Genomic DNA, 12,200 nt, shown 5'->3' with positions numbered 1-12,200 from the left:
CGCCATGTCGTCGCGTGGGCGACTTGGCCATCCGGTGCGGCGTCGATGGGCGCCGGGCTGCGGGTTGAGGCGCGTGGCGCGCTCGCTCAGTCGCCGCCCCCGCCACCACATCCGCTACCGCAGCTGCCCCCGTCACCGCCGCTGTCGCTGCTGCTGCTTCCATCGCTGCTGGAGCTGGAGCTTTCTGCACCGCCGAAGTCGCCCGCGCTGCCGCTGTAGCCGCTGTCGGCAAAGTGGGTGCCGCAGTAGGTGCCGCTGGCGTCGCCGCCGGCTTCGTTCTTGCGGGCGATGTCGCCGCAGTTGGGTACATAGTTGAAGCCACCGGCAATCGCGAGCTTGGCATCCAGCGCGAACAGCAGGGGCAGCCGCGAGGGCGATTTGGGGTTGATGCCCTCATCCTTGCACGCCCAGTACCACGCGCGGCGCAGGCCGTCGTTGTTCCTGGCCCGGGCGCCCAGGGCCTCGGCAGGCGTGTGGTGCAAGAAGAAACCCAGCGCACGTTCGCACCAGGTCTTGTAGGCCTGGGTGTGCAGGATGAATTCGTGCCACATGGCATCCACCGCCTTGGATGGCATGGCCACGAATTGCTTGCGGCTGCGCATGCAGGCCATGAAGAACTGGCGCAGCCCGCGCTCGACCAGTTCGCAGTCCTTCTGGTTCAGGTGGGGGTACGCCTCGCGCAGTTTGCGCTTCAAGAATTGGGGCAGCGCGGCCTCGCGCACATAGCGCTCGCGTACCGCGTTGGTCCACTGGATCACGACGGCGGCCAGCACCACGGTGGCGACCACGTACACAGCCCAGGTCCAGTGCATGCGCCACAGCCCCGCGAGCATGCCCACGAAGACCAGCATCCAGATGCCCGTGGCCAGCATCACCGTGCGCGGCCCCCAGCGCACGAGAAGGTTGTCGATGCGACCCATCCCATCCTCCTGTTGTGTGTTGTTTTGTGCGCGCATGGTGCCATGCCTGCACGCACAGCGGGAGAAGAATTTGAAGGCTGTGGCGAGGATGCAATTTGCTCACCAATTGATAGCGCCTGGCGCTTGGTGGGTAAGCGGTAGAGGCTATTTTCAATGTCGGCGATGATGTTCTTTGCTTCAGGCCGCAAAGAAAGCCTGGCGCCGTGTGTCCACCGCCAGTCAAAAACAAAACAACCGTTCACGCTGAGCTTGTCGAAGCGCCGCGTGAGGCTTCGACAAGCTCAGCCCGAACGGCTGAATTGGAGAGGCGCTGCTCAGCACCGGCATCAGCGGACACGGCTGTTCTTGCTCGCCGTGGCCTGCCGCTTCGACAACGATGCCAGGAAGAGGGCAGGCAGCACCTCAGGGCGAGCTACCTCTTTTTGTTACCGAAGATGCCACCGAGCACCCCGCGCAGAATCTCCTTGCCCACGTTGGTACCCACGGTGCGCACCGCCGACTTCGCCATGGTCTGCACCAGGCCGTCCTTGCGTCCGCCGCGCGGGCCGGTGGTGCCGAAGAGCAGGTCGTTGAGGAAGCTGCTTTCCTGCGGCTGGGCGCCGCCCGCCGTGCCCACGGGCGTGCCACCACCACTGCGTGCAGCGGGCGTACCGGCCGGTGCGGCAGGGGCGCTTTCGGCGCGGCCCTTGAGCTTTTCGTAGGCGGACTCGCGGTCCACGGTGGTCTCGTACACGCCGGCCACCAGCGAATTCGCCATGAGCGCCTGGCGCTGCTGCGGGGTGATGGGCCCGAGCTGGCTGCCCGGGGGCAGCACGAACACGCGCTCGGTCACGCTGGGGCGGCCCTTGGCGTCCAGAAAACTCACCAGCGCCTCGCCCACGGCCAGCTCGGTGATGGCGGTTTCGATATCGAGGCCCGGCTTTTGCCGCATGGTGGTGGCCGTGGCCTTCACGGCCTTCTGGTCGCGGGGGGTGAAGGCGCGCAGCGCGTGCTGCACGCGGTTGCCCAGCTGGGCCAGTACGCTGTCGGGGATGTCCAGCGGGTTCTGCGTGACGAAGTACACGCCCACGCCCTTGGACCGCACCAGGCGCACCACCAGCTCGATGCGCTCGATGAGCACCTTGGGCGCCTCGTTGAACAACAGGTGGGCCTCGTCGAAGAAGAACACCAGCTTGGGCTGGTCGGGGTCGCCGATCTCGGGCAGTTGCTCGAACAGCTCGGACAGCATCCACAAGAGGAACGTGGCGTACAGGCGCGGCGAGTTCATGAGCTTGTCGGCCGCCAGGATATTGACCACGCCGTGGCCGTCCACCGTCTGCATGAAGTCCTGGATATTGAGCATGGGCTCGCCGAAGAACTCGCTGCCGCCCTGCTGCTCGATCTGCAGCAGCCCGCGCTGGATGGCGCCCACGCTGGCGGCGCTCACGTTGCCGTACTCGGTGGTGAACTCCTTGGCGTTGTCGCCCACGAAAGTGAGCATGGCGCGCAGGTCCTTGAGGTCCAGCAGGAGCATGCCGCTGTCGTCGGCGATCTTGAACACCATGTTCAGCACGCCCAGCTGCGTCTCGTTCAGGTTGAGCATGCGGCCCAGCAGCAGCGGACCCATGTCGGACACCGTGGCGCGCACCGGGTGGCCCTGCTGGCCGAACACGTCCCACAGCGTGGTGGGGCAGGCCAGGGGGGTGGGCAGGTCCAGACCCCGCTCTTTCAGTACGCCGGCCAGCTTGTCGCCGATCTTGCCGGGCTGGCTGGCCCCGGTGAGGTCGCCCTTCACGTCGGCCATGAACACCGGAACGCCGATGCGCGAGAAGTTTTCGGCCAGGGTCTGCAGCGTGACGGTCTTGCCCGTGCCGGTTGCCCCGGTGATCAGCCCGTGGCGGTTGGCCAGGCCGGGCAGCAGGTGGCATTCGGTGGTGTCGTGCTTGGCGATCAGAAGGGGTTCGGCCATTTCGGGTTTCCTCGGGGGCGGGGTCGGCAAAAAGTAAAATCGGCAGATGACTTGTTCGGCACGGTGCTCGGCAAAGGTGCGGCAAGGGCGAAACGGCCGGATTTTGTGCCACTGCGGGGCCGAAACTCCTGCCGCGGCACGCGATTTTTCGGGCGTTGGCACCGGTTTGCGCTGGCGCCGTGGCGCGAAAGACACGGTTTGCCGCCGCGCCGGGCCCCAACAAGCATGGCTAGATTAAATCAATACAAAAGGACTTCTCGTGGCAGGACACAGCAAATGGGCGAATATCCAGCACCGCAAGGGGCGGCAGGATGAAAAGCGCGGCAAGATCTGGACCCGCATCATTCGCGAAATCACCGTGGCTGCCCGCTCCGGCGGCGGCGACCTGTCTGCCAACCCCCGCCTGCGCCTGGCGGTGGACAAGGCCAAGGCGGCCAACATGCCGGCCGACCGCATCAAGTACAACATCGACAAGGCCACGGGCAACGCCGAAGGCTTGACGTACGAGGAAATCCGCTACGAAGGCTACGGCATCGGCGGTGTGGCCATCATGATCGACACCATGACCGACAACCGCGTGCGCACTGTGGCAGAAGTGCGCCACGCATTCAGCAAGCACGGCGGCAGCATGGGCACCGAAGGTTCGGTGGTGTTCCAGTTCAAGCACTGCGGCCAGTTGATCTTTGCGCCCGGCACGAGCGAGGACCAGGTCATGGAAGTGGCGCTGGAGGCGGGGGCGGACGACGTCGTGACCGGCGAGGACGGCGCCATCGAGGTGCTGACCAGCCCCACGGACTTCGAAGCCGTCAAGGACGCCCTGCAGGCCGCGGGCCTCACGCCTGAATTGGCCGAGGTCACGATGCGGGCCGAAAACACCATCGAGCTGACTGGCGACGATGCCGTGCGCATGCAAAAACTGCTGGACGTGCTGGAAGATCTGGATGACGCTCAAGAGGTGTATCACAACGCGGCACTTTGAGATCACCCCCTGAGGCGCTGCGCGCCTTCCCCCTCTCTCGCTGCGCGGGAGGGGGACGCACCCGGTGGCCTGGCAAAGCCAGATCCACGGGTGCACTGGCGATGGGCCGCGCCGGTTGCTGGCGCTCATGGCCCGGCGCAAAGAATGTTGAATAACTGCGATCGAGATGTTTTCCCCGAACCCCTGCACGTGGCCCAGCGCTGCGCCAGGGGTTCACAAAGGTCCCTATGAAAGTACTTGTGATTGGTGGCGGCGGCCGTGAACACGCGATGGCCTGGAAGCTGGCCCAGTCCCCCAAGGTCAACAAGGTGTTTGTCGCGCCTGGCAATGGCGGCACGGCGCTCAACGCCAAGCTGGAGAACGTGGCGATCACCGACGTGCAGGCCCTGCGCGTCTGGGCACAGGAGCAGAAGATCGCCCTCACGGTGGTCGGCCCCGAGGCGCCCCTGGCTGCTGGCGTGGTGGATGAATTCCGCGCGCATGGTCTCAAGATCTTCGGTCCCACGCAGGCTGCCGCCCAGCTTGAAAGCTCCAAGGCCTTCAGCAAGGCCTTCATGCGCCGCCACGGTATCCCCACGGCGGACTACGACACCTTCACCGACCCGGCCGCGGCCCACGCCTTCGTGGACCGCCTGGGGGCGCCCATCGTCATCAAGGCCGATGGCCTGGCGGCGGGCAAGGGCGTGGTCGTGGCCATGACGCTGCAGGAAGCCCATGACGCGGTCGACTTCATGCTGGTGGACAACAAGTACGGCGTGACGCACAACGAAGGCGGGGCGCGTGTGGTGATCGAGGCGTTCCTTGAGGGCGAGGAAGCCTCGTTCATCGTGCTGTGCGACGGCAAGAACGTGCTGGCCCTGGCCACGAGCCAGGACCACAAGCGTCTGAAAGACGGCGACGAAGGCCCCAACACCGGCGGCATGGGCGCGTACTCGCCCGCGCCCGTGGTCACGGCCGACGTGCACGCCCGCGCCATGCGCGAGATCATCTTGCCCACCATCCGCGGCATGGAAAAAGACGGCATTCCCTACACAGGCTTCCTGTACGCGGGCCTCATGATCGACGCCAAGGGCCACCCCAAGACGCTCGAGTTCAATTGCCGCATGGGCGACCCGGAGACGCAGCCCATCCTGATGCGCCTCAAGAGCGACATGGTGGACGTCATGACTGCCGCCGTGGACGGCAAGCTCGACCAGATCGAACTGCAGTGGGACCGCCGCACGGCCCTGGGGGTGGTCATGGCCGCCCACGGCTACCCTGAAAGCCCCCGCAAGGGCGACGCCATCACCGGCCTGCCCCAGGACGCGGACGATGCCGTGGTGTTCCACGCCGGCACGCAGCTCAAGGACGGCGTGGTCAGCGTGACCGGCGGTCGCGTGCTGTGCGTGACCGTGCTGGCCGACAGCGTCAAGCAGGCGCAGCAGCGTGCCTACGACGTGGCGCGCGGCATCCACTTCGATGGCGCCCAGTACCGCCGCGATATCGGCTTTCGGGCGCTGAAGAGCTGATGGCAAGCGCGCAAAGCCTGAACACGGTCGATACGGTGGAACGCGTGAGGGCCTATCTGCAAGGCCTGCAGGCGCGCATCACCGGTGCGCTGGAGGCTGTGGAAGGGGCGCAGGAGCAGGGCGGCGCGCGCTTCCTGGCCGACGCCTGGCGCAAGGCACCCGGCGAGGCGCTGCAGGGTGACGGCATCACCAAGATCCTGGAGAACGGCCGCGTGTTCGAGCGCGCTGGATGCGGCTTCAGCCACGTGCGCGGCCCGCAGCTGCCGCCGTCGGCCACGCAGCACCGGCCCGAACTCGCCGGGGCGCCGTTCGAGGCCATGGGCGTGTCGCTGGTGTTCCACCCTCGCAACCCGTATGTGCCCACGGTCCACATGAACGTGCGCATGATCGCAGCCGGCCACCCGGGCCAGGCGCCCACCTGCTGGTTCGGCGGGGGTATGGACCTCACGCCGTACTACGGCTTCGAGGAGGACGCGGTGCACTTTCACCGCACCTGCCGCGATGCGCTGGCGCCCTTTGGCGACGACAAGTACCCCCGCTTCAAAGCGTGGTGCGACGAGTATTTCTATCTGAAACACCGCAGCGAGCAGCGCGGCGTGGGCGGCGTGTTCTACGACGACTTCTCGGAGCTGGGCTTCGCGCAGAGCCTGGCGATGACGCAGTCGGTGGGCGACGCCTTCCTGGCGGCCTACCTGCCCATCGTGGAAAAGCGCCAGCACATGGCCTTTGGCGAGCGCGAGCGGGAGTTTCAGCTCTACCGCCGGGGCCGGTATGTCGAGTTCAACCTGGTCTGGGACCGGGGCACGCATTTCGGGCTGCAGTCCGGCGGGCGCACCGAGTCCATTCTGCTGTCCATGCCGCCGCTGGTGGCGTGGTCGTACCAGCGATCGGACGCCGCCGACTCTGCCGAAGCGCAGCTGGCGCAGCGGTTCCTGGTGCGGCGCGACTGGCTGGGCAGCGGGGCGCAGGCAGGCGCCTGACGCCGCGAAGATGCTGCTACAGATGGCTCGAAAGGCACCAAAGCTATAATTTCAATAGCTGTGTGCGCTTTTCACAAAAGCGCCAGAGGCCCAAAACATCTCGAACTGCCGCAGCGCCCCAGCGCGACACCGGCGCAACACCCAAGGCGCGGCCCCACTGGCTGCGCGCTGCGTTGCACGCTATATTGATTCCATTCCCTTTCTATTCACCACCTGATGACCACCTCCACCAAATCGGAATCCGCCGCCAAGAAAGACGTTACCAAGCTGCAGCGCGCCATCGTCGATGGGCTGGAGGACGTCAAGGCGCAAGACATCCAGGTCTTCAACACCGAGAATCTCTCGCCGTTGTTTGAACGGGTGATCGTGGCATCGGGCACCTCCAACCGGCAGACCAAGGCGCTGGCCGCCAGCGTGCGTGACGCGGTGAAGGAGGCAGGCTTCTCCAAGCCCCGCATCGAAGGTGAAGACAACGGCGAATGGATCATCGTGGACTGCGGCCCGGCCGTGGCGCACATCATGCAGCCCGCCATCCGCCAGTACTACCGCCTGGAAGAACTGTGGGGCGAAACCCCCGTGCGCCTGAAGCTGGGTGCCGCCAAGCCGGCGTCGAGCGCCGCCGCCGATCTGGCCGAAAAGAAGTCGGCCCAGAAGGCGGCCAAGTCGGGTGCCAAAGCCGCTGCGAAGGCTCCGGCCAAGAAGGCTGCTGCAGCTCCGTCCGTGGCTGCCCGCTCCGGCAAGGCCACCGTGAAGGCTGTGGCCAAGACTGCGGCCAAGACCGCAGCGGCAGGAGCGCCCGCCAAGTCGGCAACCGCCAAGCCATCGGCAAGGCCGGCCGCCAAGACCAGCGCGACCAAGCCTGCGGCCCGCGCCGGCAGCAAGCCGGCAGCCAAGACCACCGGCAGCACCGCAGCCGCCAAGAAACCATCGGCCCCCAAGACCCCGATCAAGACCGTGGTGGTGAAGCCGGGTGGCGCCAAGAAGCCCGCAGCCGCCAAGTCGACCGGCGCCAAGGGTGCTGCAGCACCTGCACGCGGTGCGGGTGCCCGGTCTGCTGCCAAGCCTGCGGCCAGCGCCCCGGCCAAGGCAGGCGCCAAGCCCGCCGCCAAGAAGTCGCCATCGCGCGGCAGCGGTCGGGCCTGACGCCAGGCGGCACGGCTGAACGGACGGGCGCAACCCTTTTCGGTAACGCATTTCCATGAGACTGCTGATCGTGGCGGTGGGCCAGCGCGTGCCCGAGTGGGCACAGACCGCCTACGACGACTACGCCAAGCGATTTCCGCCGGAGCTCAAGGTCGAGCTCAAGGCCGTCAAGACCGAGCCGCGGGGCTCCAAGACGCTGGAGACGCTGTACGCCGCCGAGCGTGAGCGCATCGAGGCCGCCATTCCCCGAGGCACCCGCGTGGTGGCGCTGGACGAGCGCGGCACCAGCCTCACCACCAAGGCCCTGGCCGAGCGGCTCAAGGGCTGGCAGCTGGGCGGCGACGACGTCGCGCTGGTCATCGGAGGCCCCGACGGGCTGGACCCGGCCTTCCGCCAGGCTGCGCACGAACGCATCCGCCTGTCGGACCTGACCTTGCCCCACGCCATGGTGCGCGTGCTGCTCATCGAGCAGCTCTACCGTGCCTGGTCGGTGAACGCCGGCCACCCCTACCACCGCGAATGAGCAGGCCAGAGCGCACCATGGCCTACCTGTCCTTTGCTATTGATGTGATAGCTGCCAGCGCTTGATGGATCAGCGCTGGGGCCGATTTTTGATCGAATCCGTTCATGCCTGACTTCCTCTACCTCGCCTCCCAGAGCCCGCGCCGCCGCCAACTGCTCGAACAGTTGGGCGTGCGCCATGAACTGCTGCTGCCCAATGTCGATGGCGACGAGCCCGAGGACGCCGAAGCCATCGAGGCCGTGCTGCCCGGCGAGGCGCCCACGGCCTATGTCGAGCGCGTGACCGGCCTCAAGCTCGACGCTGCCGTGGCGCGGCGCGCACGGCGGCAGCTGCCCGATGCGCCCATCCTATGCTCCGACACCACCGTGGCCCTGGGCCGCACCATCTACGGCAAGCCCGACGACGCCGCGCACGCCGCGCGCATGCTGGGCGAGCTGGCAGGGCACGAGCACCGCGTGCTCACCGCCGTGGCGCTGCAGGTGGGCACCAAGCGGCTGGCGGCGCTGTCGGTATCGCGGGTCACGTTCGCGCCCATGACGGCGGCGCAGATCGATGCCTACGTGGCCACCGGCGAGCCGCTGGGCAAGGCCGGCGCCTACGGCATCCAGGGGCGTGCAGCTGCATATGTGGAGCACCTTGCGGGCAGTTATTCGGGCATCATGGGGTTGCCCATGTACGAGACGGCGCAGTTGCTGCGCGCAGCTGGGTTTCAGATATGACCCTCCTGAGTCGCCTGCGGTGCCTTTCCCTGAAGGGGGCGCTGCCAGGGGCCTGGCAACGCCAGTTCCCCGGGGGCCCTGGCCTGGTGCCTCGGTGATTCCAACGGCAGCAAGAACGCGACCCAATCCGGAAAAGAAGAAGCCATGCAACAAGACATCCTGATCAACTGGTCCCCGCAGGAGACGCGCGTGGCCATCGTGGAGCACGGCGCGGTGCAGGAACTGCACATCGAGCGCACGCTGGAGCGCGGCCTGGTTGGCAATGTCTACCTGGGCAAGGTATCGCGCGTGCTGCCCGGCATGCAGTCCGCCTTCATCGACATTGGCCTGGAGCGCGCGGCCTTTCTGCACGTGGCCGATGTGTGGCATCGCCAGCCCGATGGCGAGCCGCCCGCATTCGCCCGCAAGACCGAGCCGCAGATCCCCATCGAAAAGCAGGTGTTCGAGGGGCAGTCCCTCATGGTGCAGGTCATCAAGGACCCCATCGGCACCAAGGGTGCGCGCCTGTCCACCCAGATCAGCGTTGCGGGCCGGCTGCTGGTGTTCTTGCCGCAGGACGACCACGTGGGGGTGTCGCAGAAGATTCCCGGCGCAGAGCGCGACGCCCTGCGCGCGCGCCTGCAGGCGCTGGTGGGCGACAAGTCCACGGGCGGTGGCGGCGGGTTCATTCTGCGCACCAATGGCGAAGACTCCACCGACGAAGAACTGGCCGAAGACATCGCCTACCTGCGCAAGACCTGGGCGCGCATCAAGGAGGCATCGCTCAAGTTGCCCGCCACGTCGCTGCTGCACCAGGACCTGGACCTGCTGCAGCGCGTGCTGCGCGACCTGGTGGGTGACCATACCCAGACCATCCGGATCGACTCGCTGGAGCAGTTCCAGCGGTTGCGCGCCTTCGGGCAGGAGTTCATGCCCGCAGCCTCCCCCAAGCTGCAGCACTACAAAGGTGAGCGCCCCATCTTCGACCTGTATTCCATCGACGAAGAGGTCGCCAAGGCCCTGGGCCGTCGGGTGGACCTGAAGTCCGGCGGCTATCTCATCGTGGACCAGACCGAGGCGCTCACCACCATCGACGTGAACACCGGCGGATACGTGGGTGCGCGCAACTTCGACGACACCATCTTCAAGACCAACCTGGAGGCAGCGCAGGCCATCGCGCGCCAGCTGCGGCTGCGCAACCTGGGCGGCATCATCATCGTGGACTTCATCGACATGGTGCAGGCGGGCCACCAGGACGCGGTGCTCACCGAATTCAGGAAGCAGCTCTCGCGCGACCGCGTGAAGACCATGGCGGGAGGATTCTCGCAGCTGGGCCTGGTCGAGATGACGCGCAAGCGCACCCGCGAGTCGCTCGCCCACATGCTGTGCGAACCGTGCGAGGCCTGCCAGGGCAAGGGCAGCGTCAAGACCGCGCGCAGTGTCTGCTACGACATCCTGCGGGAGATCCTGCGCGAGGCCCGCCAGTTCAACCCCCGCGAATTCCGCGTGGTTGCATCGGCGCGGGTGGTGGAGCTGTTCCTGGACGAAGAAAGCCAGCACCTGGCCGGGCTGTCGGACTTCATCGGCAAGCCCATCTCCCTGCAGGCCGAGAGCGCGGTGGGGCAGGAGCAGTACGACATCGTGCTGCTGTAGCGCCGCAGCATCGCCACGGCCCTGCGCACACGCTGACGGTCGGCGCTGTCGCAGCGCTTCGGAGAAAAAAGAGTCCGTTCACGCTGAGCTTGTCGAAGCGCCGCGCGACGCTTCGGCAAGTCTGTTGAACGGCCCGTCCCAGCGGATCGGCGGGGCGACCGCCAATCCGTCTCAGGACTCGATCTGCATCGCCGGCCGCGCCTGCACCCGCGCCAACCAGGCCTGCACGTGCGGGTGCTCATTCACCGGTGCGCCCAGAAACACGCTGTAGCCGAGCACCGAGCCGACGACCAGGTCCACCAGCGAGTAGTCGGCGCCCAGCATCCAGGGCTGCGCGGCCAGGCGCGCGTCCAGCACCGCCAGCAGGTCATTCAGGCCCGCCTTGGCGGCCTGCGCATGGATGTCGCTGTGCAAGGCCTCGTCGCCCCGCGTGGCCACATTCAGGCGCACCATCAAGGCGCCGTAGGTCACATACGACCATGCACACCACGACAGCGCCTGCAGCGCCTCGGGCGTGCCCGCCGCGGGCCACAGACCGCGCTCGATGCCAAAGCGGTGGCCCAGCCACATATGGATGGCCAGGGTCTCGAACATCGGGGCGCCGTCCACCGTCAGGGTGGGGACCTTGCCGTTGGGGTTGAGTGCCAGGTATTCCGGGCGGTGCTGCTCGCCAGTGCGGATGTCTACCTTCACGCGTTCGTGGGGCACGCCCAGTTCGGCCAGTGCGCAGGCGATGGGGCTGGCGCTGGACATGGGGTGCCAGTAGAGGACGATGGACATGGAGAACTCCTTTGGGTTGGGGGTGAAAGAAAAGGTGTCTCCACTGTAGAAACCATTGCGGACAGTTTTGGTCCTCAATAAAAAGTACAGTGGCGCCATGTTGAGTTCATCGACGCGTCTTTTGCGGCTGCTTTCCCTGCTGCAGACCCGCACCCACTGGATGGGCCCCGAGCTGGCCGAGCGGCTGGAGGTGCACCCGCGCACCGTGCGGCGCGACGTGGACCGCTTGCGCCAACTGGGCTACCCGGTGCATGCCAGCAGCGGCGTGGCGGGCGGCTACGCGTTCCGGGCCGGGCAGGCGCTGCCGCCCCTGCTGCTGGACGACGACGAGGCCCTGGCTGTGTCGATTGCGCTGCGCACCGCCACGGCCGGTGCGGTGGGCGGCATCGAAGAGCCCGCGCTGCGCGCCCTGGTCAAGCTGGAGCAGGCGATGCCCGCGCGCCTGCGCAAGCGGGTGGACGCGCTGCGCTCGGCCATCCTGCCGCTCGACCGCATCGGCCCCGTGGTCGAGGCCTCGGTGCTGGCCACGCTCGCCACAGCATGCCGCGACCAGTTGCGCGCCGAGTTCAGCTATGAAGACGCGCAGGGCCGCAGCGCGCAGCGCAGCGTGGAGCCGCAAGGCGTGGTACATACCGGCGAGCGCTGGTACCTGGTGGCCTGGGACTGCGTGCGGGGCGACTGGCGCACCTTCCGCATCGACCGCATCGTGGGCAGCCCGCAGGTGGGCGCGCATTTCGCGCCGCGGGCATCGCCCGACGGTGGCGACCTGAAGGGCTATGTATCCCGCTCGATCTCTGCACCGTCTCACGCTGAGCAGGCGCGCGTTGTGCTGCACGCGCCCTATGCGGTGATGTCGCGCCGTATCCCCCAGTTCGCGGGCGTGGTGTCCAGCGTCGACGGTGGCCAGCGCAGCCAGCTGGAATGCGCGGCCAGCGATTCGCTGGTGTACTGGCTGATGGCGCTCAATGTGGAATTCGAGGTGCTGGCACCCGCCGCGCTGAAAGAGCGGCTGCGGGTAGCGGGCGCGCGGGCGACGCGGTGCGCGCTCTGAAGGCCCGTTGCTCGTCC

The 12,200-nt window shown here is 67.1% G+C and carries 11 protein-coding genes; 8 read left to right on the top strand and 3 right to left on the bottom strand.

The genetic code is table 11. The annotated features are described in order from the left end of the window. Positions 1-86: 86 nt before the first annotated feature. Complete coding sequence (locus KW835_RS22400; RefSeq protein ID WP_218386552.1) at positions 87-920, bottom strand: hypothetical protein; 834 nt, start codon at positions 918-920, stop codon at positions 87-89. Positions 921-1,332: 412 nt separating this feature from the next. After that, the gene (locus KW835_RS22395) at positions 1,333-2,868 is read right to left on the bottom strand and encodes a helicase HerA-like C-terminal domain-containing protein (RefSeq protein WP_218386550.1); all 1,536 of its coding nucleotides are present in this window, start codon (positions 2,866-2,868) and stop codon (positions 1,333-1,335) included. Positions 2,869-3,127: 259 nt separating this feature from the next. Here KW835_RS22395 and KW835_RS22390 point away from each other — a divergent pair, with 259 nt between their 5' ends. The 7 genes from KW835_RS22390 (at position 3,128) to rng (ending at position 10,352) form a co-directional block, all read left to right on the top strand. Beyond that, positions 3,128-3,847: a YebC/PmpR family DNA-binding transcriptional regulator gene (locus KW835_RS22390; RefSeq protein WP_218386548.1), complete on the top strand. Its 720-nt coding sequence runs from the start codon at positions 3,128-3,130 to the stop codon at positions 3,845-3,847. A 227-nt stretch (positions 3,848-4,074) separates the two neighbouring features. Then, entirely contained in the window at positions 4,075-5,355 is a 1,281-nt protein-coding gene (gene purD / locus KW835_RS22385) for a phosphoribosylamine--glycine ligase (RefSeq protein WP_218386547.1), read from the top strand. Beyond that, positions 5,355-6,335 (top strand): oxygen-dependent coproporphyrinogen oxidase, encoded by a 981-nt coding sequence (gene hemF / locus KW835_RS22380; RefSeq protein WP_218386545.1) that lies wholly within the window; start codon positions 5,355-5,357, stop codon positions 6,333-6,335. Before purD ends, hemF begins: the two co-directional genes overlap by 1 nt. Positions 6,336-6,551: 216 nt before the next feature. Beyond that, the gene (gene rsfS, locus KW835_RS22375; RefSeq protein ID WP_218386543.1) at positions 6,552-7,478 is read left to right on the top strand and encodes a ribosome silencing factor; all 927 of its coding nucleotides are present in this window, start codon (positions 6,552-6,554) and stop codon (positions 7,476-7,478) included. 55 nt (positions 7,479-7,533) lie between these two features. Further along, positions 7,534-8,001, top strand: coding sequence for a 23S rRNA (pseudouridine(1915)-N(3))-methyltransferase RlmH (gene rlmH, locus KW835_RS22370; RefSeq protein WP_218386541.1), 468 nt, complete (start codon positions 7,534-7,536; stop codon positions 7,999-8,001). Between the two features lie 104 nt (positions 8,002-8,105). Continuing rightward, on the top strand, positions 8,106-8,720 hold the full coding sequence (locus KW835_RS22365) for a nucleoside triphosphate pyrophosphatase (RefSeq protein ID WP_218386539.1): 615 nt from the start codon (positions 8,106-8,108) through the stop codon (positions 8,718-8,720). Positions 8,721-8,864: 144 nt separating this feature from the next. Further along, positions 8,865-10,352 (top strand): ribonuclease G, encoded by a 1,488-nt coding sequence (gene rng, locus KW835_RS22360; RefSeq protein WP_218386537.1) that lies wholly within the window; start codon positions 8,865-8,867, stop codon positions 10,350-10,352. 171 nt (positions 10,353-10,523) lie between these two features. On the opposite strand, the gene KW835_RS22355 is transcribed toward rng, so the two are convergent. Beyond that, positions 10,524-11,132 (bottom strand): glutathione S-transferase family protein, encoded by a 609-nt coding sequence (locus KW835_RS22355; RefSeq protein WP_218386535.1) that lies wholly within the window; start codon positions 11,130-11,132, stop codon positions 10,524-10,526. Between the two features lie 97 nt (positions 11,133-11,229). Between KW835_RS22355 and KW835_RS22350 the strand changes: the two genes are divergently transcribed. Then, the gene (locus tag KW835_RS22350) at positions 11,230-12,183 is read left to right on the top strand and encodes a YafY family protein (RefSeq protein ID WP_218386533.1); all 954 of its coding nucleotides are present in this window, start codon (positions 11,230-11,232) and stop codon (positions 12,181-12,183) included. The last annotated feature ends 17 nt before the right edge of the window (positions 12,184-12,200 follow it).

This window comes from Acidovorax sp. sic0104 (genome assembly GCF_019219095.1).
Taxonomy (GTDB): Bacteria; Pseudomonadota; Gammaproteobacteria; order Burkholderiales; family Burkholderiaceae_C; genus Acidovorax.
The sequence above is the reverse complement of the archived record's forward strand: the minus strand, read 5'-3'. Positions and strand labels throughout refer to the sequence as shown.